Consider the following 24,553-nt stretch of genomic DNA (forward strand, 5'->3'; position numbering starts at 1 on the left):
CCGGCTGATCGGTTATTGCAAGATCGACGGCGGGGTGCTGGTCAGACTGGGGTCTTTTACCGGAAGGATCACGGTGCTCAATGACGACTCCCACACGCTCAGGCATCCGGACGCCCTTGCCGACGTCCACCCAGCTTGCCCTGCGGCTCCAGTCGGCGGATCTGACACAAATGCTCGGTCTGTTGCAGGAGGTGGCCTGGCAGCCGTTGTCCGCTCAGGCCCGTTTGTTCCTGCAACCCGAGAGTCTGTTCGGCTTGCATCAATTGCTTTGCCATGTGCTGCCCTCGCGGCGAATGCGGCCCCAGGGTTCGGTGCCCATGGCCTTCGCCTTGCAGACCCTCAGGCAGGCGCTGTTGCAAGAGCCTGATCCGCGGCGCCGGGTCGAGTTGGCCCATGACTGCGTCGATGTGCTGCTGCTAAGGACCCAGGGGGTGTGGATCGGCAAGCGGATTGCCCAACTGCATGGGCTGGAGGCGATGGATATCGCGACCCAGGGGTTTATCGAACTGATCCAGACCAGTGCGGCGATTCTCCGCGATCATGCCTTTATCATGGTGCGCCTGGGTGTCGGTGGCGGTTGGTTCGGGCGAGAAACCGGCGTCGCTGCGAAATTGGGCAGGGCGGGGGTCTATGGTTCCGGTGGGCATATCAACCGCGCGCGTTTTGCGATTTTGCGCAGCGCGTTGGTGCGTGGCGATGAAATCAAACGGCCAGTGCCGGGTAAGGAGCCGGTGCTGGATGCCGCGTGGTTGCGCAGGGAGGCTCAGCTGGATCTTTATCGTTTGGAGCAAGAGGCGGATGAATACGGTCATTGTGGGGGCGGAGCTTACCCGCGAAGCTTTTAGCGTTCTTACGGGCCTCTTCGCGAGCAAGCTCTGCTCCCACAAGGACCGCGTGGCAACAGGTTCTCAGGTTTGGCGCCCGGCAAACTGCGCCCGATAAGCCGACGGGGAAATCCGTAGCGAGGCCTGGAAATGCTGGCGTAACGACAGGGCCGTGCCGAACCCCGCTTCCAGGGCAATGGCTTCAATACCCTGGGCGCTGCTTTCCAGCAGTCGCTGGGCATGACTCAAACGTTGCCCCAGCAGCCACTGGCCGACAGTGGTCCCCGTCAGTTGCTTGAAGTGCCGGGTGAATGAGCGGCGACTCATCGCTACCCGATCCGCCAGTTCATCCAGGGAGTGACTCCGGGTGAAGTTGTGCCCGAGCCATTGCAGCAGTTGCCCCAGGCGATCCTGCTCGCCGGCCAGGGGCAGGGGCCGCTCGATAAACTGCGCCTGGCCACCCGAACGATGGGGCGCGACCACCAGCCGCCGGGCCACCTTGTGCGTGACTTCGGCCCCGCACAGTTGCTGCATCAGGTACAGGCAGCAATCCAGGCCGGCGGCAGTGCCGGCCGAGGTCAGCAAGTGCTCGGACTCGGCATATAGCACGTCGGCATCCAGCAGCACCCGAGGGTATTTGCGGGCGAAGGTCGCGGCCCAATTCCAATGGGTGGTGGCCTTGCGTCCGTCCAGCAGGCCGGCTTCAGCAAGAACAAAGGCTCCCAGGCACAGGCCGACGATCCGCGTGCCTTCGCCGTGTGCCTGGCGCAGTGCTTCCAGCAACGGCTCGGGCGGCCGCTCCTCGGTGTCGCGCCAGGACGGCATGATGATCACGTCGGCCTGGCTGAGCACCTCAAGCCCATGATGAACCTGGATATCGAAACCCGCCGAGGTAATCAGTGGACCAGGCTCGAAGCCGCAGACCTTCAGGGAAAAGCGTGGCATCTCGATGCCTTCGCGCTGCTCGGCGAATACCAGCGTCGGTACGGATAAATGAAAAGGGCTGATGTCGTTGAAGGCGATTACGGCGACATGGATCGTGGTCATCGACTGTGTACTCGGGGCAGCGATTTGGCCTGATCTTATCGAAGATTATCTTTCGGGCCACTTATTAATGTGTGGATCACGGGCAATCATGAGTGCTCGACCATCCCCATCAAGGACCCCGCCCATGGCGATTATCCGCAGCGCAGACTTCACCGGCAGCCGTCCCTGGGCGGCACTGGACATCGCCAGCATGAACGGCATCAGCACCCGCCTGCATTGGACCGACCAGCCCTATATCTGGCACGTCAATGATGGGCAGGAGGTGTTTGTGGTGCTCGATGGTCGGGTCCGCATGCGTTATCGCAATGACGGGATCGAGCAGGCCGTCATGTTGGAAGTCGGCGATATTTTCTACGCCGACATCGGTTGTGAGCACCTGGCCGAACCCTTGGGCGAGGCACGGGTGCTGGTGATCGAAACCGAAGGCAGTCCATGACAGCTTATCTATAAAACAGATAACAGTTAGAGAAATTACCCGTTATATGGATATTCTATCCGGTTCTATGATGACTGCAACCTCACCCGAGGACAGGAGTCAGTCATGCAACCGTGCCCCAATAGCGTCAAACCCGGAATCCGGCCTTTAGGCCACCTTCAGCACCCTCGTGAAGTCATTCGCCAGTTCACCCCCAACTGGTTCGCCGCCACCATGGGCACCGGTGTCCTGGCGCTGGCCCTGGCCCAGTTGCCGGTCGAAGTCCCGGGCCAGCGCGCCTTCGCCGAAGGCTTGTGGCTGTTCAATATCCTGCTGTTCGTCGTATTCAGCCTGCTCTACGGCGCGCGTTGGGTATTGTTCTTCCATGAGGCGCGGCGGATTTTCGGGCATTCCACGGTCTCGATGTTCTTCGGCACCATTCCCATGGGGCTGGCGACCATCATCAATGGTTTCCTGCTGTTCGGCGTGCCACGCTGGGGCGACAGCGCGGTGCAGGTCGCCGAGGTGCTGTGGTGGATCGACGTGGCCATGTCCCTGGCCTGCGGCGTGCTGATTCCCTACCTGATGTTCACCCGCCAGGAGCACAGCATCGACCAGATGACCGCGGTCTGGCTGTTGCCGGTGGTGGCTGCGGAAGTGGCGGCGGCCAGCGGTGGCCTGCTGGCGCCGCACCTGCTCGATACCCCTATGCAGTTCAACGTGTTGATCACCAGCTATGTGCTCTGGGCGTTCTCGGTGCCGGTGGCGTTCAGCATCCTGGTGATCCTGCTGTTGCGCATGGCCTTGCACAAGTTGCCCCATGAAAACATGGCGGCCTCGAGCTGGCTGGCGCTGGGCCCGATCGGGACCGGGGCCTTGGGCATGCTGGTGCTGGGCGCGGACTCGCCGGCGATTTTCGCCGCCAACGGCTTCGCCGGCATCGGTGAAATCGCCAGCGGGCTGGGCCTGCTCGCCGGGATTATCCTCTGGGGCTTCGGCCTGTGGTGGATGCTGATGGCGGTGCTGATCACCCTGCGTTACCTGCGTCGGGGCATCCCGTTCAACCTCGGCTGGTGGGGCTACACCTTCCCCCTGGGCGTCTACTCCCTGGCCACCTTGAAATTGGGCAGCACCTTGCACCTGGGCTTTTTCAGTGGTTTCGGCCTGGTGCTGGTGGCGTTGCTGGCGGTGCTCTGGCTGATTGTCGGTTCGAAAACCCTGCGCGGTGCCTATAAAGGCGAGCTTTTTGTTTCGCCTTGCCTGGCAGGAATAGCGAAATAGTTGCCTGATTTTAGGTAAGGTTGTGGCCCGGGGGTGGTGATCCGCCTTCCAACAAGAAAGCCGCTCTCGGCGCCACTCAGGTACAGGGAAGATGAGTCACCCCTCACAGTTCAGCCTGCTGCGTACACGACGTTTCCTGCCGTTCTTCGTCACGCAGTCCCTCGGTGCGTTCAACGACAATCTGTTCAAGCAGTCGTTGATCCTTGCCATCCTCTACAAGCTGGCCCTCACGGGTGATCGCGGTATCTGGGTCAACCTCTGTGCCTTGCTGTTCATCCTGCCGTTCTTCCTGTTCTCGGCTCTCGCCGGCCAGTTCGGCGAGAAGTTCGCCAAGGACGCGCTGATTCGGGTGATCAAGCTGGGTGAGATCGTGATCATGGCGGTGGGTGCCGTGGGCTTTGTCTTCGATCACCTGTCGCTGATGCTGGTGACGCTGTTCGCCATGGGCACCCACTCGGCGCTGTTCGGCCCGGTCAAATATTCGATCCTGCCCCAGGCCCTGGCAGAAGACGAACTGGTGGGTGGCAACGGCCTGGTGGAAATGGGCACCTTCCTGGCGATCCTGGCGGGGACCATCGGTGCCGGGGTGATGATGTCCTCGGCGCACTACGCGCCTATCGTCTCCAGCGCCATTGTGCTGGTGGCGGTGCTCGGCTACCTGGCCAGCCGCGGCATTCCGCGGGCGGCGGCGGCGAGCCCGCAACTGCGTTTGAACTGGAATATCTTCAGCCAGTCCTGGGCCACCTTGCGCCTGGGTTTGGGGCAGACGCCCGCCGTGTCGCGCTCGATTGTCGGCAACTCCTGGTTCTGGTTCGTCGGGGCGATCTACCTGACGCAGATCCCGGCGTACGCCAAGGAGTGGCTGTACGGCGATGAAACCGTGGTGACGCTGATCCTCACGGTGTTCTCGGTGGGGATTGCCGCCGGTTCCATGCTTTGCGAGCGCTTGTCAGGGCGCAAGGTGGAAATCGGCCTGGTGCCTTTCGGCTCGTTCGGCCTGACGCTGTTCGGCCTGTTGCTGTGGTGGCATTCGGGCAATCTGCCGCAGAACGTGCAGGCCAACGACTGGCTGGCGATCCTCGGTTATCACCAGGCCTGGTGGGTGCTGGTGGATATCCTCGGGCTGGGGGTGTTCGGCGGTTTCTACATCGTGCCGCTGTATGCCCTGATCCAGTCGCGCACCGCCGAGAACGAGCGGGCCCGGGTGATTGCCGCCAACAACATCCTCAACGCGCTGTTCATGGTGGTCTCGGCGATTGTCTCGATCCTGCTGTTGAGTGTGGCGAAGCTGTCGATCCCCGAGTTGTTCCTGGTGGTGTCGGTGATGAATATCGCGGTCAACACCTATATCTTCAAGATCGTGCCCGAGTTCAGCATGCGTTTCATGATCTGGCTGCTCAGCCATTCCATGTACCGCGTCGAGCACCGCAACCTGGACTTGATCCCCGATGAGGGGGCGGCCTTGCTGGTCTGCAACCATGTGTCGTTTGTCGATGCGTTGCTGATCGGCGGCGCGGTACGGCGGCCGATTCGCTTCGTGATGTATTACAAGATCTACCGCTTGCCGGTGCTCAACTTTATCTTCCGCACGGCCGGGGCGATTCCGATTGCCGGGCGCAGCGAAGACCTGGAGATCTACGAGCGCGCATTCCGCAAGATCGCCGAGTACCTGAAGGAAGGGGAATTGGTGTGCATCTTCCCTGAGGGCAAGCTGACCACCGACGGTGAGATCAACGAGTTCAAGGGCGGCATGACCCGCGTGCTGGAGGAGACCCCGGTGCCGGTGATTCCGCTGGCGTTGCAAGGCTTGTGGGGCAGTTTCTTCAGCCGTGATCCGGCCAAGGGCTTGTTCCGCCGGTTGTGGTCGCGGGTGACCCTGGTGGCGGGGACGCCGGTCGGGGCCGAGGTGGCGGTGCCGGAGCAATTGCGTGAACAGGTGTTGCAATTGCGCGGAATGGTGCACCGGTAGGCGAGTGTGGGAGCGGAGCTTGCCCGCGAAGCTTTTTGGCGGCTTCGCGGGCCTCCCACAAGGGGGCGTGTTGAGTCGAGCAGAGTGTCAGGCGGCCGAGACTTTCAGGCCGATCAACCCGGCAATGATCAAGCCCACGCTCGCCAAGCGGAACAACGCCATGGACTCACCGAACAGGATGATCCCGGCGATCACCGTGCCCACCGCGCCGACGCCGGTCCAGATCGCATAGGCGGTGCCCAGGGGCAATTCCTTCATGGCCAGGCCCAGCAGGCCGAGGCTGACAGCCATGGCTGCAACGGTAAGTGCGGTGGGGAGCGGGCGGCAGAAGCCGTCGGTGTACTTGAGGCCAACGGCCCAGCCGACTTCGAACAGCCCGGCGAAAAACAGAATGATCCAGGACATGAAAACCTCCATCTATGGATGGGGTCGTCCCCGGATGGATACCGCGCTCAAGCCGCAAGGTCGTCCCTGCGCTGCGCACTATAGTGCCCATTCTTGTCCGGTGGATCAAGTTTCCTTCAGTTCAGGGCGCTGTCAGCCGCCTGTTCGCGGTCCTGTTTTTCGCTCATACGGCGGAACCAGGTCGAGAGCAGGGCCCCGGAAATATTGTGCCAGACACTGAACAGCGCGCTGGGCACCGCCGCCAGCGGCGAGAAGTGCGCGCTGGCCAGGGCGGCGCCGAGGCCCGAGTTCTGCATGCCGACTTCCAGCGCCAGGGATTTGCGTTGGGCCAGCGGCAGCTTGAACAGGCGACCGGTGAAGTAACCCAGCAAGTAGCCGAAGCTGTTGTGCAGCATCACCACGGCCATGATCAGCAGGCCGGACTCGGCAATCTTCGCCTGGCTGGCGGCGACCACGGCGGCGACGATGATCACGATGCTCACCACCGACACCAGCGGCAGGACTTCCACTGCGTGGCGGACTCGCTCACCCAGCAGGCGTTGGGCGACGACGCCGAGGACAATCGGCAGCAACACCACCTGCAGGATCGACCAGAACAGCTCGCTGAACTGCACCGGCAACCAGGCCGAGGCCAGCAGCCAGATCAGCGCGGGGGTCAGCAGCGGGGCGAGGAGGGTGGTGACGGCGGCGATGGCCACCGACAGCGCGAGGTCGCCGCGGGCCAGCCAGGTCATGACATTGGAAGAGGTGCCGCTGGGGCAGCAGCCGACCAGGATCACCCCGACGGCGATTTCCGCCGGCAGCTGGAAGGCCCGGCAGAGCAGCCAGGCGACGCCGGGCATGATAATAAAGTGGGCGATCACGCCCAGGGCCACGCGCCAGGGATGGCGGGCGACTTCGGCGAAATCGTCGAGTTTGAGGGTCAGGCCCATGCCGAACATCACCAGGCCGAGCAGCGGCACGATGGCGAATTTCAGGGCGATGAACCAGGTGGGTTGCAGGAACGCCAGCACGGCGAAAATCAACACCCAGTAGGCGAAGGTATTGCCGACGAAGCGGCTGAGTGTGGCCAGTGCGCGCATGGGGGGTTCCTTGTTATGGGGGGGCGGATCAAGCAGGCGTTGTGGGAGAGGAGCTTAACCACGAAGCTTGTGGTGGCCTCAATGGCCTTCCGGTAAGTCCGGCTCCCAGGATCTCTGTGTTGAACCGAGAGTCTGCACACGGTGGAGTACCTGTGGGAGCGGAGCTTGCCCGCGAATGCTGGCGACCGGGTCTGTCTGGCACACCGAGTCATCGTTCTTCGCGGGCAAGCTCCGCTCCCACAGGCGTACGCCCGTTGTTACGGCGTGATCAGATACCCTGCGGCATTTCCTCGCCACCCAGGGCCTCGAACAGCTGCGGCAGGAACTCGCCGAAGGTCAGCATCATCAGGGTGAAGCTGGCATCCAACTGGCCCAGGGCTTCTTCGCCGCCGTCCTGTTCGGCCTGGTCTTGCAGCAGGTCTTCGAACTTCAGGCGCTTGACCACCATCTTGTCGTCGAGCACGAAGGACAGCTTGTCCTGCCAGGCCAGGGACAACTGGGTCACCACCTTGCCGGTGCTCAGGTGCAGCTGGATTTCCTCGCCGGTCAGGTCCTGGCGCTTGCAGCGCACAATGCCGCCGTCTTCATGGGTATCACGCAGCTCGCATTCGTCGAGGACGAAGAAGTGCTCCGCGGTCACCTGGGTCTTCACCCAGTCGGTCATGATCGCGCTTGGCGCGGTTTTCACCGTCAACGGACGCACCGGCAGGGTGCCGAGTACTTCACGCAGGGTCGACAGCAGGTCCTCGGCGCGTTTCGGGCTGGCCGAGTTGACCAGGATCAGGCCCTGTTTCGGCGCAATCGCGGCAAAGGTCGACGAACGACGGATAAAGGCACGGGGCAGGAACGCCTGGATGATTTCATCCTTGAGCTGGTCACGCTCCTTCTTGTAGACCTTGCGCATCTGTTCGGCTTCGATCTCCTCGACCTTTTCCTTCAGTGCATCGCGCACCACGCTACCCGGCAGGATACGTTCTTCCTTGCGCGCGGCCACCAGCAGGAAGTCGCCGCTGACATGCACCAGCGGGGCGTCTTCGCCTTTGCCGAAGGGCGCGACGAAACCGTAAGTGGTCAACTCCTGGCTTGCACAGGGGCGGGCCGGTTTGCTCGCCAGTGCGGTCTCCAGCGCCTCGGCATCAAAAGGCAGATCTTGGGTCAGGCGGTAGATCAGCAGGTTCTTGAACCACATGGGGTGCATCTCTCCTTTATACAAAGGAGGGCATTATTCTCTTCGTGGGCCCATAGGCCAACCCTCTGCTAAGTCTTTGGAAGGCCTGAGAAAAATATTAAAAAAAGTGCTTGCCAGAGTCTGGAGTGCTCCGTAGAATGCGCGCCACACCGAAAGCGAAGGGTGATTAGCTCAGCCGGGAGAGCATCTGCCTTACAAGCAGAGGGTCGGCGGTTCGATCCCGTCATCACCCACCATTCGATATCAGTGTTACGCGCAGCGGTAGTTCAGTCGGTTAGAATACCGGCCTGTCACGCCGGGGGTCGCGGGTTCGAGTCCCGTCCGCTGCGCCATATTCGATGATCTGGACCACTGAACGCCAGGTCATCACAGAAAGCCCGCCTTGTGCGGGCTTTTTTGTTTTCCGGATCCCCTTCGGATCCAGCGCCCGCCGCGGTTTTCAAATACCCATTCAAGCAGGCCTCGGTTCTCAATTCCCCAGCGATCAAGGTTGCGCCGTTCCCAGGCCGGCATTCCCGACTCCGTTGTTTGGATATCCCGCAGGATTGGTTCCTTCCTTCCTCAATGATGTTGTACGATAACGTAACACTTCGCTTCATCAGTTTATAACACCAATAAAAAGCGTTTGGAGACCTGCCTGTGATTATTCGCAGTATCGAGATCATCCGCCTGGGCATCCCCTTCTCCGCGGGTACCCCTGAGCGCAAGAACCTCGGGCCGGCCAAGGACGACGATGCCTTCAATGCCGCATCGCCCCGACATCGGCGTATGGAAAGCCTGATGCTCAAGGTCACCACCGATACCGGCCTGAGCGGTTGGGGCGAGGCTTTTGGCCATGGTTCCAATCCGGTGACCTTCAAGGCGCTGACTGAAGTGGTGGCGCCCATGTTCATCGGCACCGCGCTGGCCGACCGCGCCCGGACCCTGGACGCCGCACGCCGCGCCCTGCATGGTTTCGGCTCCACCGGCCCCATGGTCTATGCCTTGTCCGGTATCGATATCGCCTTGTGGGACCTGGCCGCACAAGTGGCGGGCCAGCCGTTGTACCAGCTGCTGGGCGGCACGCCGCGCGAGCTTGAGTTGTACGCCAGCCTGGTCAGTTATGGCGGCGATCCAGACGAAGTATTTGCCCAGGTCAAACGCGCCCGCCAGCAGGGCTTTCGCAAGATCAAGCTGCATGAAACCACCTATCCGGCCATTGCGGCGGCCCGTGCGGCGCTGCCGGTGTTGGTCGGCGAGTTGATGGTCGATGTCAATTGCCCCTGGACCGTTGCCCGGGCGTGCGACATGGCTGAACAGTTGCACGAGCTTGACCTCGGTTGGCTGGAAGAACCCGTCTGGCCGCCCGACGATATCAACGGTCTGGCCCAGGTGCGTCGTCATGGCGTGGCGATTTCCGCGGGTGAAAACGCAGCGGGGGTGAACGGTATTCGCGCCCTGGTCGAGCAGGGTGCGGTCGATATCCTGCAGCCCAGTGTCGCCAAGGTCGGGGGCATCAGCGCGATGCTGGAGGTTTTCGCCATTGCCCGTGAGCACGCTGTCCGCGTCGTGCCCCATTGCTTCTACTTCGGCCCCGGGTTACTCGCCGTCGCCCACCTGTTGACGCTGTTGCCGGCGGACGTGGCACTGGAAGTCCCCTTCATCGAGTTCGAGCGCCTGCTGTATCCCGAACTCGCCTTCAAGCCCCGCATGAGCCTGCCCGATGTGCCGGGCCTGGGCTTTGTGCCCGATGTCGAGGTGTTGCGGACCTATTGCACGGACCACGCGCTGATCAGCTGAGCCATCACAGGCTGTCACGCTCTAAAAATAATAAACAAAGGCCATAAAAAAATGAAAGGCAACTACCGCTGGAGAATCGCCGGGCTGCTGTTTTTTGCCGGCATGCTCAACTACCTGGACCGCGCCGCACTGTCGGTGGTGGCGCCGCTGTTGAAAACCGAACTGCACATCGACGATGCCCAGATGGGTTTTATCTTCAGCAGCTTTTTCATCGGTTACTGCGCCCTGTGTTTTGTCGGCGGTTGGGCTGCCGATACCTATGGCCCGAAAAAGGTCTTTGCCTGGGCGGCGGGTATCTGGTCGCTGTTTTGCGGATTGACCGCGATCATTACCGGGTACGTCCACCTGCTGATTTTCCGGGTGTTGTTCGGCATGGGCGAGGGGCCGATGGGCACCACCACCAACAAGGCGATCACCAATTGGTTTCCTCGGGAAGAGGCCGGGCGGGCGTTGGGCTTCACCAACTGCGGCCAGCCCCTGGGTGCGGCCGTGGCCGGGCCGATCGTCGGCCTGGTGGCGCTGAATTACGGCTGGCGGGTGTCGTTTGTGGTGATTGCCTTGCTGGGTGCGTTGTGGCTGGTGGCCTGGTTGTTGATCTTCAAGGACACGCCCGAGCAGCATCCGAAGGTGTCCGAGGCCGAGCGCGAGTTGATTCGTGTCAGTCGTGCCGAGGTGTTGGTCGAAGGTGTGCAGGAAGGCCGCAGCCTGGTCAGCTACATTTTTTCCGCCCCGGTGCTGGCGGTTGCGACCGCGTTTTTCTGCTTCAACTATGTGCTGTATTTCTTCCTGACCTGGCTGCCCAGCTACCTGATGGACTTTCAGCACCTGGACATCAAGAGCATGAGCATCATCGCCGTGATCCCCTGGCTGGGAGCGGCGGTGGGCTTCCTGGGCGGTGGTTTTGTCACCGATGCATTGGCCAGGAAGCTGGGCAACGTGATCCTGGCACGCAAGTGCGTGCTGATCGTCGGCCTTGGGGTCGCGGCCAGTTGCGTGATGATCACCACCCAGGTGTCGTCGTTGAGCATGGCGGTGGCCTGCATCACGGTGTCGAGTATTTTCCTGTTCGTCACACCACAGATCTGCTGGGGGCTGATTCAGGACATCGTGCCGAAGAATCGTGTCGGCGGTACCGGCGGTTTCGTGCATTTGCTGGCCAACCTCGCCGGCATTATCGCGCCGTCGCTGACCGGCCTGGTGGTGCAATACGGCGGTGGCTACAACGTTGCGTTCGTGATCGCCGCCGGGGTCTGCGGGTTGGGTATGCTGGTGGTCATCCTGGCGGTACGCGGGTATGCCCCGGCTGCTGAAAACCAGCGCACCAGCCCTTCGGTCGCATTGAAATAAGTTATTGGAGGCCAGGGCCGGCGGGGAGGCGGGCCGCTGGTTTTCGTCTCTCTAATGCCCGGTTTTTCTCGTTCTGGGCTTCGAGAAATCCAGGTTCTGAAAAAAGATTATCTAAATCAGTGCGTTATGGATTTTTTGTGGCATAATGCGCCCGCACCGAAACGAAAGGGTGATTAGCTCAGCTGGGAGAGCATCTGCCTTACAAGCAGAGGGTCGGCGGTTCGATCCCGTCATCACCCACCATTTCGCTTCAACGCTACGCGCAGCGGTAGTTCAGTCGGTTAGAATACCGGCCTGTCACGCCGGGGGTCGCGGGTTCGAGTCCCGTCCGCTGCGCCATATTCGATGATCTGGACCACTGAACGCCAGGTCATCACGCAAAGCCCGCCTTGTGCGGGCTTTTTTGTGGGAGCGGAGCTTGCCCGCGAAGCTTTTGGCGGCCTCGCGCTATTGCTCGGCGTTGCGGCTATGCCGGTAATCGCTCACCGCGTCATACACCGCCTTGCGCAAGCGGTTGATCCCACCAATCGGCCGGTGCGCCTCCAACCCGTGCCAGGGGCTGAACGACTGGTTGTCACAGGCGATATTCTGTTCCAGCGTGTCGAAGTCCTGGGCCGGAATCCGAATCCGCGCCACCGTCTGGAACGACGCGTCGCTCTCCTTCCATTCAATGCTGGTGTCTTCGATCGGCATATACAGATGCGCATTCTGCCGCTGGATCTGCAGGACGAAGCAGGCCGGGACGCGGTCTGTGGATAACTGTTGGGTCAGGGCGCTGCGCAGGAAGTTCGGCAGGTCCTCATTCTGTTTCGGCAAGGTATATTCCGGGCAACTCTGCGGGTCAGGGGCCACGCGGAACTTGGCGTTGTCATTGCCGAACTTGTACGGCGAGACCGAAAAATAGGTGGTCTGGGTCGGACTGATCGGCGCCGGTGCCAAGGTCGCCAGGGCGATAAACAGATGGCGCACTTGCCAGGTGGTCGGGTTCCAGCTCGGGAAAAACGCCAGCACCTGCTTGCCGTCCGCCTGGGCGCCGATGTTTTGCTGGTATTCGGCGACATCGCTGACAAAGAAGTTCGGATGACTGAACATCACGAAGTCCTGCTCATTGCGCCCCTGTTGCCCCGGCAGCAATTGCTTGCCCGGAACATCGAGCAACTTCAGCGCCATGCCGCGGGCGTCGCGGATGCTGTCGAACTGCGGATAGGCGTTGCCATTGGACAGGCGTATCAGCGCCTGCCAGGTCTTGCCCGGCTCGGCAAAGACGCCTTGGCGCAGATCGTTGCTCAGGTCACTGGGCACCTGGACCTCGGCCTTCACGCAACCGTGGGCCTTGGCATGGGCATCGCGCAGATAGCGCGTACCTTCACGATGCTGGTCGACGATGCGCACGGCCGTCTGGATGATGTCCTGGGTCATGGCCGATTCGCCGGGCGGGATCTGCTCTTCGGCGGACACCGGGCCGCTATGGCGCCAGGCGTACCAGCCGCTGGCCAGGGCCCAGCCGACCAGCCCGAGGCCGATCAGGATCAGCAGGCTCTTGCCCAGAAAGGCGCCGAGGCGCAGCCAGAGTCGGGTCAGCATGTAGACATCCTTTTAACGTGAACGCGAAGGGTAGGGGTCATGGCAGTTGCGCCTCCAGCGGGCCGCCGAGGACTTTCAGGTATTCGAGCAGGGCCCAGCGTTCCTCGGGCTGCAGCAAACGACCGATCACGCCGTTACCACGCTTGCCGGCACGGAATTCGTGGCCACTGTTGTGGTTGCCGCTGATCCGGGTGTCATACAGGAAGCCATTGGGGAAGGCTTCCTGGCGATAACCGAGATGACGCGGATCGTATTCGAAGGTGCCGCGATAGAAGCTGCCGGCGCGCTCGTCCTGGGGCGAGAGCAGTTGATACAGCGAAGGCACCGAGCCGTTATGCAGAAACGGCGGGGTGGCCCATACGCCGGCCAGCGGCCGGGCCTTGTAGGCGCGTTGTTCGAGCACGCCGATAGGCAGGCCGAAGCCGTCCATGGCCGGGCGTTCTTCCGGCGTGACCTTGGCCTCGCGATAGGCACGCTCTTCGACGAAGGCGGTGACGTAGGCCAGGCCCTTGGCTACCGACAATTGCGTCATATCCAGCGGCGCCTCGGGTGCCGGGTGCAACTGGACCGGCAGTTTCGCCAGCTCGACCGGGTTCCACTGCAGTGCACTCAGGTCGTAGCGATTGTCGGCGATGTTATTGGCGGTGTTCGGGTCGGTGCCGATCACTGCGACTGGAATCGAAACCAGGTGTTTTACCGGACGACCGTTCTCTTCGGTCACCGGGGGCACATGGCAGCCGGCGCAGTTTTCCGCGAACAGCCCGCGGCCCTTGGCGGCCAGCGGCAGGTCGACCTTGCCGAACAGGTCCTCCGGCCAGTGCGGCGGTTGCAGGTGCTTGAGGGTTTCCTCGATCCGTTGCAGGTCACGCACGCGCACGCCGGAAGGGTAGCGGTCGGCGCCTTGCAAGGGCTGGCCGTTGGCGTCGAAGAAATTCAGGGTCGCGCCAACCCCCAGCGCCTCACCAATATTACGTGCCATGGGTTGCTGGGCTGAAGCCGTCCACTGCACCCAATCAAAGGTCCAGATATCCCAGAGCTGCGGGTAATCCACGGGAGCGTTGGCGACGCGATAGTTCTTCTCGGAGATGGCATCGCCGAAGCTGGCATTGGCGATGCGCCCGAAGGCATCGGTACGGCCGGGGCCTTCCTGGGTCGGATAGAGCCCGCGATGGGTATCGTTCCAGGCCGTCTTCAGGAAGATGTCCAGCGACTGCTTGAAGTCGGTGCGCAACTGGTCGTACTGGGCGTCATAGTTATCGCCCAGGACCTTGTGGGCAAAACGCTTGAACTTCCACGGGTTGTAATAGGTGGCGGCGAGGCTCGCGACCATGGCCTGGCCGAAGCTGCCGCCGCGCACCGTCGGTACGCTGGAGGGCAGCACATGCTGGGCCGAGCCGCCGTCGATCCGCAACGCCTGGCCGTTATAGCGCAGTTCGCCGGTATGGCAGGCGGCACAGGTGATATCCAGATACTGCTCGTTGCTGCCGGGGTTCTGATGGCGGGCGAAACCCACCGGCAGATTACCGGGGTTGTTGGTGCTGGCCTTGCGCTTGGGATCAATCAGAAAGCCGAACCGCGCCAGATACGCCGGTTCCGCAAAGCGCTGTTCGGAAAACGGCAGCTCCAGGGCGGTGAACCACTCATAACGCAGGCCTTTGACCTGGGTTCCCTGGGGGGTGTAGTAATAGGTCTGGCGGTCGGCCTCGCTCCATTGCTCCAGATAACGCACCTGGGCCGGTACGTAAGTCGGTAATTTCGGATTGACGACGTAGTACAAGATCACCGCGATGCCGAGGCAAAGCAGGAGAAACGCTGCCAGTAATACACGGTAAAAAATGCGCAAGATCAGCATCCTTGTCGAGTTGTTTCCTTCTTATGCCTGAGCCGTTGCCTGGCATCAAGTAGCCATGATGGCTGTGACTGCTGGCCCGTGGCGCTTCAGTCGTGTCCGTGCAGACGTAAGCAGACTGTCAGGGTTTTGTAAAATGCCCCAAACACCTGAACTTATTGGCTGTTTGCCCCTCTCATGCCGGTAGCCATTGGTCGTGGCGGCCTGATAAGCTCGCGGCTTTATACGATTGCCCTTTAGGCGCATGAACAAGGAAATAGCATGAAACAGCATCGGTTGGCGGCGGCGGTAGCCCTGGTAGGCCTGGTACTTGCGGGTTGCGATTCGCATTCCAGCGTAGAGCTGAAAACCCCGGCGCAAAAAGCTTCCTACGGTATCGGCCTGAACATGGGCAAGAGCCTGGCCCAGGAAGGCATGGACGACCTCGATTCCAAGGCCGTGGCCCAGGGTATCGAAGATGCCGTCGGCAAGAAGCCGCAGAAGCTCAAGGACGACGAACTGGTCGAAGCCTTTGCCGCCCTGCAGAAACGCGCTGAAGAGCGCATGGCCAAGCTGAGCGAAGAGTCGGCGGCTGCCGGCAAGAAATTCCTCGAAGAAAACGCCAAGAAGCCAGGTGTCGTCACGACCGCTTCCGGCCTGCAGTATGAAGTCATCAAGAAAGCCGACGGTCCTCAACCCAAGCCGACCGACGTAGTGACCGTTCACTACACCGGCAAGCTGACCAACGGCACAACCTTCGACAGCTCCGTGGATCGCGGCAGCCCGATCGACCTGCCGGTCAGCGGCGTGATTCCAGGTTGGGTCGAAGGCCTGCAACTGATGCACGTCGGCGAGAAGTACAAGCTGTACATCCCGAGCGACCTGGCCTACGGCGCACAAAGCCCAAGCCCGGCAATCCCGGCCAACTCGGTCCTGGTCTTCGACCTGGAACTGCTGGCCATCAAGGATCCTGCCAAGGAAGACGCCGCCGCCAAATAAGGCGCCGGCTCATGACAACGCCCCGTTTTCGGGGCGTTGTCGTTTCTGAGAGATGCAGGCTGTAAGAAAACGAACATCCATAGGTCGGTATAGTCTTAATATTCAGCTAACGGGCCTAATCGTAGACTGATGCCAAGTCAATGAAATAATGGCTTTTTTTCAGTGAGTAAAAAACGCCCGATCTGAGCTGGCCCCTTGTAAAACGGGGCTTGCAGCGTTGAAAAGTGGCTCTGTTCACAAGGTTATCCACAAGTTGTGTGGATAACCTGGCGTCGCTGTCGATTGGAGTGATGATGAAAGCACCCTGGAATTTCACGCGCTTCCTGCCCATGGCCCAACGCGTGCTGTCGCGCGGCCGTCTACCGACCCTGTTGTTTGCCGTGGCGAGCAAGAGCGCGCACCAGGGCGGCCGGCTGGGCAAGCTCAGGGAGGACCTGAAGCTGTTGCAGGTGCTGTGCCTGGCCTACTGGCGCGGCGAGTACCGGGCCATCAACGTCAAGTCGATGATCATTGTGGTGGCGGGGCTGATGTACTTCCTCAGCCCGATCGACGCCATCCCCGATTTTATCCCCGTGTTCGGCATGCTCGACGACATCGCTGTCCTGGCCTGGGTGATGAATACCCTGGACCAGGAACTGACGGCTTTCCGTCGTTGGCTTGAACGGCAGGCACCGGAACAGCTGCGGGCGATCGAGCATTTGCCGGATACACCCGAGCAGTTGCAACTGCAACGCCACGAAAAGGACTGAATCCCAGCCATTCCCTTTAAGAACACACCCCTAGCGACCTTGGTGGCTGTTAAGATTAAGCTACAAGGAAAGCGCCGACTCGCTATGTGTAAAAGTCCTACGGGGTGTGGTGATGGATCTTCAAATAATTACACGTGACGGAAAACCGGAGTATGCGGTTCTACCCTGGGCCCAGTATCAAGCGTTACTCCAGGCTGCCGGTTTGAGCAGCCAGCAACCGCCTCAATCTCCCCCAGCAAGCCCGGCGCCGCCGGCTGATGCCTTGCCGGCCTTCGAGCAATTGCGCAGCCTGCGCGAAGCCAAGGGCCTGGCCGTGGAGACCCTGGCGCGTACGGTGGGCATCAGCCCTTCGTACCTGGGGCTGATCGAAAGCGGGGAGCGCGAGCCTGATGCCGCGATTCGTCGCAGCCTGGCCTGGGAATTGGGTGTGGCCGGTTGGAGGGACGCATCGTGAGCGTGCGTATCAGTCGTCAGCATTGGGATGGGCTGCTGGGTGAGCTCGACCAGGCGCGCCGCCAGCGCCATCTGTTGACCTACCGTGCCTTGCTGGAGCGCTTGCAGTTGCCCAGCCCGGCCATGCAAACCCTGACGGCGGCCCTGGAGCACCTGGCGGCCCTGGATGCCAAGGCCGAACAACCGCTGCGCAGTTCACTGGTGATCAGCCAGGGCGCGAGCCGTTTGCCACGCACGGGTTTCTTCGAGTGTGTCGAGCGTCTGGGGCGTTTTTCCGGCCCGTCCGACGGCGTGGCCGCAGCGTCCTGGCATGCTTCGGAAGTGGTGCGGGTGTTCGAGTACGACTATCCCGAGTCGGCCGAGGCCTGAGAGGCCTCGGTGCCGGAATGGGGGCCTGAAAACTCCACGAAACACTGCGGGAAGCGGATCCTGAAAACTCCACGAAACACTGCGGGAAGCGGATCCTGAAAACACTGCATAACCTGTAGGAGCAGGGCTTGTCGGGACGCCGCACCGCCGCGAAGGGGCCCGCAAGATCGCTAAAAGCTTCGCGGGCAAGCCCTGCTCCTACAGGTTTAGGTGGCGTACTGGAGATCAGGCGCGGTCTTCGAAGGAAGTGAGTTCGCCGCTGTCGATCACATGAATGCTGTACCCCGGCACATTCTTCGCGTGATGCTTGGCCTGGGAGGCCAGTTCGGCCAACTGCGGGGCATCCAGCCGGCCACAGGATTCGGGTTTCAGGTGCACCACGCCGATGGACAGTGACAGCAGTGGGAACTCCTGGCGCTGGCCCTGGCGGTTCGAGGCGATGAAACAGCCGGCCTCCAGGTGCTCGGCACGGTAGAAGCGTCGGCACTGGTTCTGGAAGTCCTCCAGCAACTGATTCAAACGCTTGCGCCAATCCTCCTCGCCCAGCACCAGCAGGAAATCATCGCCGCCGATATGCCCGACGAAATCCCGGCTCGGGTCGACGCGGTCGTTCAAACACTGCGCCAGGCACAGCAGCACCTCATCCCCACGCCCATAGCCGTAGATATCGTTGAACGGCTTGAAGCTGTCGATATCCACATAGCAGATCACCGACTCCCGCGCCTGTTGCAGCAGCCGGGTCAGGCATTGCTGGATCGGCACATTGCCCGGTAACAGGGTCAGCGGATTGGCATGGCGGGCTTGCTGGATCTTCAGTTCGGTAATCAGTTTCAGCACATCGATCACCCGCCCCAGGCCCAGGTACTGGCCCTGCTGGGTAATGATGAAGTCTTCCTCGATACGCTGCCGCGCGCGGCTGGTGAGCAAGCGGCTGACCTGCTGCAAGGACTGGCTCAACTCCACCGCCAGGAAATCATTGCTCATCAGCCGGCTGATGGGCTTGCGGGCGAACAGCTCGGTGGCGAAGGGCTTGAGCAAGGCCTCCGAAAGTGAATGCCGATGGACGATACCGCACGGGTGATTATGTTCGTCCAGCACGGCCACGGAGTTGAGATTGGCCTGGCGCCGGAAGGCTTCCAGCACGTCCGCCGTGGGCGTGCTCAGGGCCACCGCCGGTTGTACGCTGAGCAGGGTGCCGAGATCACCGGCCTCTTCGTTGAGGGCCATCGAGGTGGCCTCCAGCTTGGGCAACAGCGTGCGCGCTTCCTGCGGCGGCTGTTCCTGGGGCCGGCAGAGCAGATAGCCCTGGACCAGGTCGACACCCATCTCGGTGAGCACCGCCAGTTCCTCCGGCAGCTCGATGCCTTCGGCGATCACCAGGGCCCGCGAGGCCTTGGCGATTTGCAGGATGGAGCCGACGAACTCACGCTTGAGCCCGTCCTGATGGATGCCGTCGATAAAGTGCCGGTCGATCTTCACATAGTCCGGGCGCAGCTCCGACCACAGGCGCAGGCTCGAATAGCCGGCTCCCAGGTCGTCCAGGGCAATGGAGAAGCCCATGGCGCGATAGTGATGCAAGGCGTTTTGCAGCAGTTGGAAATCGTCGGTCGGGGTCTGCTCGGTGAGCTCGATCACCACATTGCTCGGGTCGATGCCGAAGTCCTGCAACAACTTCAGCGTGCGCCCGGGCTGGTGGGTCGGTTCCAGCAGGGATTCCGGCGAGACGTTGAGAAAGAGTTTGCCCGGCAGCTTCTGCTCGCTGAAGCGTCGGCAGGCGCTGAGGCGGCAGAGCATTTCCAGCTCGCTGAGGCGACCGGCCTGGCGGGCCACGGCGAACAGGTTGATGGGCGAATGCAGCGGGCTGTTGGAGGGGCCGCGACTGAGGGCCTCATAGCCGATGATCCGTCGTTCGGACAGCGAGATGATCGGTTGGAACAAGCTGTGCAGACCATTCTGAGCCAGGATTGAACTCAGGGCGTTCAGCTGTTCGGTCATGGTCATGGTTGTCTCGGTCGATAAAAAAAGGACCGGGCCCGACTCTTTTTACAAGAGCCATGCCCAGTCCTTTATTTCACGACAGAATGATGACTGTTTGATGACGCTCAGAAGCAGCGGAACATTAAATTGCCATCATCTTTCAATGTTTCGCCACCGCCGTGTTCAAACGCAGGTAGTCCAGCAGAATACGCCCGGTTTCACTCAGGTAGGCGTCGTCTTCCGGCTTGGTTTTCTTGTCCGGATCCGGCGGCAAGGCGTCTTCGTCTTCTTTCTTCAGTTCCTTGAGCGGTTCTTCGCCCTTGGCTTTGCGACGGGCGTTCTCCATGGCCAGCTGCTTGGCGTCGATATCGGTGCGCTGGGCACGACGTTCGGCCTCGTTCAGGCTCACGGTTTTTTCCTTCATCAGCTTCTCGGCCAGGGCCAGCTTGTCGCGAATGAAGATGAACTCCGCATCCTTCGACGCGCGCGCCTCGTGGTCAGCCTTGAGCTGGGCCAGGAACGGCTTGAACGGATCCATCGCCGGCTTGATCGAAGGCCGGATGGTGTCCCACGGCATGGCTTCCGGCAGTGCGCTTTCGCCGATTTCCTTGGTGTCGATGATCGACGGGAAATCCACATCCGGCAATACGCCCTGGTGCTGGGTGCTCTGCCCGGAAACCCGGTAGAACTTCGCCAGCGTCAGTTTCAGCTCGCCATGGTTGAGCGGCTGAATGGTCTGCACGGTGCCTTTGCCGAAGGTCTGGCCACCGATGATCAACGCGCGATGGTAGTCCTGCATGGCACCGGCGAAAATCTCCGAAGCCGAGGCAGACAAGCGGTTGACCAGCAACGCCATCGGACCTTTATAGAAGGCACCCGGGCTTTCGTCTTCGAGCACGTCGACCTTGCCTTCGGCATTACGCACCAGCACGGTCGGGCCCTTGTCGATAAACAGGCTGGTCAGCTCGGTGGCTTCCTGCAGGGAACCGCCGCCGTTGTTGCGCAGGTCGATGACCACGCCGTCGACGCCTTCCTTCTGCAACTCGCCGAGCAGTTTCTTCACGTCGCGGGTGGTGCTCTTGTAGTCCGGATCGCCGGCGCGGAACGCCTTGAAGTCCAGGTAGAAGGCCGGGATATCGATCACCCCGAGCTTGTAGTCCTTGCCGTCCTGCTTGAGGTGCAGGATCGACTTGCTCGCGGCCTGGTCTTCCAGTTTCACCGATTCACGGGTGATGGAGACGATCTTGCTGGTCTGGTCGTTCGGCGCATTGCTGGCCGGAATCACTTCCAGGCGTACCACCGAACCTTTCGGCCCGCGGATCAGCTTGACCACTTCGTCCAGGCGCCAGCCGATCACGTCGACCATCTCCTTGTCACCCTGGGCGACACCGACGATCTTGTCGGCCGGAGCCACCTGCTTGGTCTTGTCCGCCGGGCCCGACGGCACCAGGCGCACGACCTTGACCAGGTCATTGTCGCTCTGCAGCACGGCGCCGATGCCTTCCAGGGACAGGCTCATATTGATGTCGAAGTTTTCCGCGCTATCGGGAGACAGATAGTTGGTGTGCGGGTCGTAGGACATCGCAAAGGTATTGATATAAGCCTGGAAGATATCTTCGGCGCGGGTCTGGTCCAGACGCGCCAACTGATTCTTGTAGCGCTTGACCAGCAGGTCCTGGATCGCCTTGGGATCCTTGCCGGCGATCTTCAGGCGCAGCACTTCGTCCTTGACGCGTTTGCGCCAGAGGTCATCGAGCTCGGCGCTGGTCTTCAGCCACGGAGCATCCTTGCGATCGATCAGCAAGGTTTCCTGGGTGGTGAAGTCCATCTTGTCCACGCCTTTGTTCAGCTCGGCGATGGTGAAGTCCAGACGCGACTTGACCCGGTCCAGGTAGCGCTTGTAGATGGTGAACCCGGCATTCAGGTCGCCGCTCTTGAGGAAGGCGTCGAACTGGGTTTTCCACTTGTCGAATTCGGCAATGTCGCTGGCCAGGAAATAACTGCGCGAGGGATCGAGCAGCTTGATATAGCTGTCATAGATGATCACCGAGCGCGCGGCGTCCAGCGGCGGCTTGCTGTAATGATTACGCTTGAGCAACTCGACGACGTTCAGGCTGGCAATCACCTCGTCCTTGTCGGGCTGAAGATTGTCCCAGCTATTGGCTGCGAACGAATTGGCCGAGAACGTGGAAATGCCAAGGCCAATGAAAAGAGCGAGTGCGGTGCTGGGGAACAGATGCTTCATGCTGATTCGACGCGGGGGCAATTGATAACGCATATTAGGCCGTCTTTAAAGTCGCCGGTTCCGTGGGACTGCGCACCAAAACCGCCCATTGCGCGTTTTGGTACGACCCTCGGGCCGGTCGCATAATGCAAAAAGCCCGGCGCTACAGCTACGGGCTCAGTCCAGACTCACTATGGAGGCACTGTGAAAGCATTGCAAGGCGTTGAAGGTCAAGTGGAGTGGGTTGAAGAGACGAGTCCGACCTGCGATGTGGGACAGGTTCGGATTCGGGTGGCGGCCGCGGGCCTCAATCGTGCCGATTTGTTACAAAAAGCCGGGCTCTACCCGCCGCCGCCCGGGGCCAGCCAGGTCCTGGGCCTGGAATGTTCCGGGGTGATCAGTGAAGTCGGGCCCGGGGCGTCCTGGCAGGTCGGCGACCGGGTCTGCGCGCTGCTGGCCGGCGGCGGCATGGCCGAGGAAGTGGTGGTCGACGGGCGTCATGTGTTGCCGGTGCCGGAAGGCCTGAGCCTGCTGGAGGCGGCCGCGCTGCCTGAGGTCTATGCCACGGCGTGGCTGAATCTGTTCCAGCTGGCGGCGCTCAAACCGGGTGAGAAAGTGCTGCTGCACGCCGGCGCCAGTGGCGTCGGTTCGGCGGCGATCCAGCTGTGCAAGGCCTTCGGCAACCCGTGCTGGGTGAGTGTCGGTTCGGCGGATCGGCTGGCCTATTGCGAGGCGCTGGGGGCCCAGGGCGGGGTGGTCCGGGGTGACGATATCGAGGGTTTGGGCGACTTTGGCCCCTTCGATGTGATCCTCGATCCGGTGGGGGCGAACTACGCCGCGCTGAACGTGAAACTTTTGTCAGCTGACGGGCGGTGGGTGCTGATCGGCCTGATGGGCGGCCGGGAAACCCAGCTGGATCTGGCGAAGATCCTCGCCAAGCGCATCCAGTTGCTCGGTTCGACCTTGCGCAGCCGCGACGATCAGTTCAAGGCCGACCTGTTGCGTGACCTGGGTGAGCATGTCTGGCCGTTGTTTGCCGAGAAGCGCTTGAGCCCGCAGTTGGCCAAGACTTTCCCGATCAAGGATGCCGAGGCGGCTTTTGAAGCGCTGGCGAGCAATCAGGTGGCGGGGAAGCTGGTGCTGGTGATCGATGAGCGTCTGTCCTGAGCCCTGATACAGCTTTGCAGAGTGGTCCAATGCCGTGAGCGCAGTGTTGCGCTCACGGTTGCCGTCGGTACGCTTGGGTCGAGCACCGTCACATTCAGTATCTGATCATGTACAGGGCACCCAGGCCGGGTTGTGCGTTATTGCCACAACCGTAGTTACCACTCTGATACGAGTAATACAGGGACAGACCGGCCGGGCAACCTTCAGTGGTCAGAAGCCAGTAGTTCTGCGCGCCGATGGTGCCGGGAGGCAGGGGGAGCCCGAATGAGTGGGCCAGATCCGTTGCCCCTGCCAGGCCGGGTGAGTGGCCCCCCTGACTGGCAACCCAGGCGTTGGCGGCGTGCACGTCTGTAAAGGGGTAGGGTTGTATGCCCAACAGAAAGACATTGCCCACCAGCACCGGGTATGACACCGAGGTGTTGCTGACATCATAGACGGTGATGGTGGCGCTGCCGGTCCGTTCGCCGACCACCTTGCCCGCCGCATTTACCGAGACCACGGCCGGTGCGCTCGACACATACCGGTAGGGGGGGTGACCGCCCGTGGGCAGCCGGGTGGCGGCATTGCCGACCGAGTCGCGAAGGCGGGGCCAACTGGCTTTGATCGACAGGCCATCCAGCACCATGACCGACGGCGCGATCACCAGTTCGTCCTGATCGACCTGGTCCTGGGCGCGAAACTCGAAGGTCGCGTCGTTCGCCGCCACGGCGGGCAGGGTCATGCGGATGATGGGGACAGTGATGCCCGTTGCTTGGTAGAAATCCCGCTGGTCATGCTGGGCTCCCGCCAGCCCGTCATTGACATAAAAGAACGCTTCGATGGGCAGTTGGGTGGGGATGTTCTGGGCCCAGGTGGCGATGCGCAGTTCGTTTTGCGTGGCGAATGACTCGCTCGGAATGAGTTTCATGGCCGCAATGCTTGCATTGAAGGCCGAGGTGGCCTGTTCGTTCAGCACATCGCGAACATCGAACGCACATTGATGCTGCTGCCGTTGGGGGTTGCCCGTGACGCGATCGTAATGCGTCAGCCACTGCGCAGCGGTGGTAATGCCCTGGTTGCGACATAAGCCGCTGTCCGTGTAACGAATATGCGCGCCACATCCCTTGTCCGTCGGACGCTCGAAAGTGTGCCCATCAATGGCAAAGGAACAGAGGACTTCCGGGTGCACCTTGCCTGCGCTGGCGAGATAGGGGCTGAAGAAGAATCCGTTTTTATAGCTATAAGCCAGCCCTTTGTATTTGGCATCGGTGCGCAAATAGGAAAAGGACACACCGCCGCTCGTTACTGAGAGATTGCTCGGGTTCCAGGCGTGATAATCCGGCGAGGGATTGGTGCCGCGAAGGATGATACCCGTGCACAGAAAAGCGGGCCGGGAGGGGGCGCCGCAGTCTGAGCGTGTATCGCGATAACGTTGGGTGATCCGTGTCGCCGTTTCCTGTCCGGCCAGGATGAATTGGGAGTGCGCTGACGAGGGTGATCTTTCTGTCAGCGGCCGTCCGGCCTGCTGGGCGGTACAACCCCAGATGATCAACACCATCGAAGCGAGCAAGAGCCGCTTCAGGTTCAATGGATGGCTACTGAAGAGAAAGTGGCTGGAGCGTCGCCGGTTCATGGAAGACACCTCTGGGTTTGAGAGGGGTAGCCAATACGGCGATAGAGGCGGACATGGCGTTATTAAAGAAGCCTGGCGCGAGGTGTGTCTACTGTCAGAACTGACAGTTCGAGGGGGGAAAGGGAGGCCGTTTGTCCGAAGGGCAGACCGCTACAACGCTCGGCTCAAGATCGATCTGCTGTATGACCTGGGGGGCATGTCTGGCCGTTGTTTGCGGAGAAGTGCTTGAGCCCGCAGTTGGCCAAGACCTTCC

The 24,553-nt window shown here is 61.3% G+C and carries 21 protein-coding genes and 4 tRNA genes; 15 read left to right on the forward strand and 10 right to left on the reverse strand.

Features of this window, described 5'->3' with window-relative positions; genetic code table 11:
* Nucleotides 1-80 precede the first annotated feature (80 nt).
* Nucleotides 81-845: a hypothetical protein gene (locus HX830_RS20140; protein WP_177102156.1), complete on the forward strand. Its 765-nt coding sequence runs from the start codon at nt 81-83 to the stop codon at nt 843-845.
* Nucleotides 846-908: 63 nt separating this feature from the next.
* On the opposite strand, the gene HX830_RS20145 is transcribed toward HX830_RS20140, so the two are convergent.
* On the reverse strand, nt 909-1,871 hold the full coding sequence (locus tag HX830_RS20145) for a GlxA family transcriptional regulator (protein ID WP_103494387.1): 963 nt from the start codon (nt 1,869-1,871) through the stop codon (nt 909-911).
* Nucleotides 1,872-1,995: 124 nt separating this feature from the next.
* Here HX830_RS20145 and HX830_RS20150 point away from each other — a divergent pair, with 124 nt between their 5' ends.
* The 3 genes from HX830_RS20150 (at nt 1,996) to HX830_RS20160 (ending at nt 5,536) form a co-directional block, all read left to right on the forward strand.
* Nucleotides 1,996-2,307 carry a cupin domain-containing protein gene (locus HX830_RS20150; RefSeq protein ID WP_103494386.1) on the forward strand — a complete coding sequence of 104 codons (312 nt, stop codon included), beginning with the start codon at nt 1,996-1,998 and terminating at the stop codon, nt 2,305-2,307.
* A gap of 105 nt (nt 2,308-2,412) precedes the next feature.
* Nucleotides 2,413-3,567 carry a TDT family transporter gene (locus tag HX830_RS20155; protein WP_177102158.1) on the forward strand — a complete coding sequence of 385 codons (1,155 nt, stop codon included), beginning with the start codon at nt 2,413-2,415 and terminating at the stop codon, nt 3,565-3,567.
* A 91-nt stretch (nt 3,568-3,658) separates the two neighbouring features.
* Nucleotides 3,659-5,536, forward strand: a complete 1,878-nt coding sequence (locus HX830_RS20160) for an MFS transporter (RefSeq protein ID WP_177102159.1) — start codon at nt 3,659-3,661, stop codon at nt 5,534-5,536.
* An 87-nt stretch (nt 5,537-5,623) separates the two neighbouring features.
* Here the strand turns inward: HX830_RS20160 and sugE are convergent, their stop codons facing one another.
* The 3 genes from sugE to rdgC form a co-directional block, all read right to left on the reverse strand.
* Complete coding sequence (gene sugE / locus HX830_RS20165) at nt 5,624-5,941, reverse strand: quaternary ammonium compound efflux SMR transporter SugE (protein WP_177102161.1); 318 nt, start codon at nt 5,939-5,941, stop codon at nt 5,624-5,626.
* Nucleotides 5,942-6,057: 116 nt separating this feature from the next.
* Entirely contained in the window at nt 6,058-7,023 is a 966-nt protein-coding gene (locus HX830_RS20170) for a bile acid:sodium symporter family protein (RefSeq protein ID WP_177102163.1), read from the reverse strand.
* Nucleotides 7,024-7,291: 268 nt separating this feature from the next.
* Entirely contained in the window at nt 7,292-8,212 is a 921-nt protein-coding gene (gene rdgC, locus HX830_RS20175; RefSeq protein ID WP_103499789.1) for a recombination-associated protein RdgC, read from the reverse strand.
* A 160-nt stretch (nt 8,213-8,372) separates the two neighbouring features.
* Between rdgC and HX830_RS20180 the strand changes: the two genes are divergently transcribed.
* Nucleotides 8,373-8,448: transfer RNA gene (locus HX830_RS20180), tRNA-Val, on the forward strand.
* A gap of 19 nt (nt 8,449-8,467) precedes the next feature.
* Nucleotides 8,468-8,544: transfer RNA gene (locus tag HX830_RS20185), tRNA-Asp, on the forward strand.
* A gap of 34 nt (nt 8,545-8,578) precedes the next feature.
* Here the strand turns inward: HX830_RS20185 and HX830_RS20190 are convergent.
* Entirely contained in the window at nt 8,579-8,725 is a 147-nt protein-coding gene (locus HX830_RS20190; RefSeq protein WP_177102165.1) for a hypothetical protein, read from the reverse strand.
* Between the two features lie 126 nt (nt 8,726-8,851).
* Here HX830_RS20190 and HX830_RS20195 point away from each other — a divergent pair, with 126 nt between their 5' ends.
* The 4 genes from HX830_RS20195 (at nt 8,852) to HX830_RS20210 (ending at nt 11,677) form a co-directional block, all read left to right on the forward strand.
* Nucleotides 8,852-9,991, forward strand: coding sequence for a mandelate racemase/muconate lactonizing enzyme family protein (locus HX830_RS20195; protein ID WP_103499838.1), 1,140 nt, complete (start codon nt 8,852-8,854; stop codon nt 9,989-9,991).
* 51 nt (nt 9,992-10,042) lie between these two features.
* On the forward strand, nt 10,043-11,338 hold the full coding sequence (locus HX830_RS20200) for an MFS transporter (protein ID WP_177102167.1): 1,296 nt from the start codon (nt 10,043-10,045) through the stop codon (nt 11,336-11,338).
* A gap of 167 nt (nt 11,339-11,505) precedes the next feature.
* Nucleotides 11,506-11,581: transfer RNA gene (locus HX830_RS20205), tRNA-Val, on the forward strand.
* 19 nt (nt 11,582-11,600) lie between these two features.
* Nucleotides 11,601-11,677: transfer RNA gene (locus tag HX830_RS20210), tRNA-Asp, on the forward strand.
* Nucleotides 11,678-11,785: 108 nt separating this feature from the next.
* Here HX830_RS20210 and HX830_RS20215 read toward each other — a convergent pair.
* Both HX830_RS20215 and HX830_RS20220 read right to left on the reverse strand, forming a co-directional pair.
* Nucleotides 11,786-12,922 carry a catalase family protein gene (locus HX830_RS20215; RefSeq protein WP_177102169.1) on the reverse strand — a complete coding sequence of 379 codons (1,137 nt, stop codon included), beginning with the start codon at nt 12,920-12,922 and terminating at the stop codon, nt 11,786-11,788.
* A 37-nt stretch (nt 12,923-12,959) separates the two neighbouring features.
* Complete coding sequence (locus HX830_RS20220) at nt 12,960-14,774, reverse strand: di-heme-cytochrome C peroxidase (RefSeq protein WP_371317536.1); 1,815 nt, start codon at nt 14,772-14,774, stop codon at nt 12,960-12,962.
* A 258-nt stretch (nt 14,775-15,032) separates the two neighbouring features.
* Here HX830_RS20220 and HX830_RS20225 point away from each other — a divergent pair, with 258 nt between their 5' ends.
* The 4 genes from HX830_RS20225 to HX830_RS20240 all read left to right on the forward strand — a co-directional run bounded on the left by HX830_RS20225 (nt 15,033) and on the right by HX830_RS20240 (nt 17,320).
* Nucleotides 15,033-15,749, forward strand: a complete 717-nt coding sequence (locus HX830_RS20225) for an FKBP-type peptidyl-prolyl cis-trans isomerase (protein ID WP_103499741.1) — start codon at nt 15,033-15,035, stop codon at nt 15,747-15,749.
* 293 nt (nt 15,750-16,042) lie between these two features.
* Nucleotides 16,043-16,498 carry a YkvA family protein gene (locus HX830_RS20230; RefSeq protein WP_152741481.1) on the forward strand — a complete coding sequence of 152 codons (456 nt, stop codon included), beginning with the start codon at nt 16,043-16,045 and terminating at the stop codon, nt 16,496-16,498.
* 112 nt (nt 16,499-16,610) lie between these two features.
* The gene (locus tag HX830_RS20235) at nt 16,611-16,952 is read left to right on the forward strand and encodes a helix-turn-helix domain-containing protein (RefSeq protein ID WP_152741480.1); all 342 of its coding nucleotides are present in this window, start codon (nt 16,611-16,613) and stop codon (nt 16,950-16,952) included.
* Nucleotides 16,949-17,320: a hypothetical protein gene (locus tag HX830_RS20240; protein ID WP_040065236.1), complete on the forward strand. Its 372-nt coding sequence runs from the start codon at nt 16,949-16,951 to the stop codon at nt 17,318-17,320. The genes HX830_RS20235 and HX830_RS20240 overlap by 4 nt, the downstream gene beginning before the upstream one ends.
* A 225-nt stretch (nt 17,321-17,545) precedes the next feature.
* Here HX830_RS20240 and HX830_RS20245 read toward each other — a convergent pair whose 3' ends face one another.
* Nucleotides 17,546-19,321: a bifunctional diguanylate cyclase/phosphodiesterase gene (locus tag HX830_RS20245; RefSeq protein WP_103496450.1), complete on the reverse strand. Its 1,776-nt coding sequence runs from the start codon at nt 19,319-19,321 to the stop codon at nt 17,546-17,548.
* Nucleotides 19,322-19,457: 136 nt separating this feature from the next.
* Entirely contained in the window at nt 19,458-21,542 is a 2,085-nt protein-coding gene (locus tag HX830_RS20250; protein WP_177102173.1) for a carboxy terminal-processing peptidase, read from the reverse strand.
* 183 nt (nt 21,543-21,725) lie between these two features.
* Here HX830_RS20250 and HX830_RS20255 point away from each other — a divergent pair, with 183 nt between their 5' ends.
* Entirely contained in the window at nt 21,726-22,688 is a 963-nt protein-coding gene (locus HX830_RS20255) for a zinc-binding dehydrogenase (RefSeq protein ID WP_177102175.1), read from the forward strand.
* A 94-nt stretch (nt 22,689-22,782) separates the two neighbouring features.
* Here the strand turns inward: HX830_RS20255 and HX830_RS20260 are convergent, their stop codons facing one another.
* Nucleotides 22,783-24,300: a hypothetical protein gene (locus HX830_RS20260; protein WP_177102177.1), complete on the reverse strand. Its 1,518-nt coding sequence runs from the start codon at nt 24,298-24,300 to the stop codon at nt 22,783-22,785.
* Between the last annotated feature and the right edge of the window lie 253 nt (nt 24,301-24,553).

The sequence above is a fragment of the Pseudomonas gingeri genome (assembly GCF_013385425.1).
Taxonomy (GTDB): domain Bacteria; phylum Pseudomonadota; class Gammaproteobacteria; order Pseudomonadales; family Pseudomonadaceae; genus Aquipseudomonas; species Aquipseudomonas gingeri_D.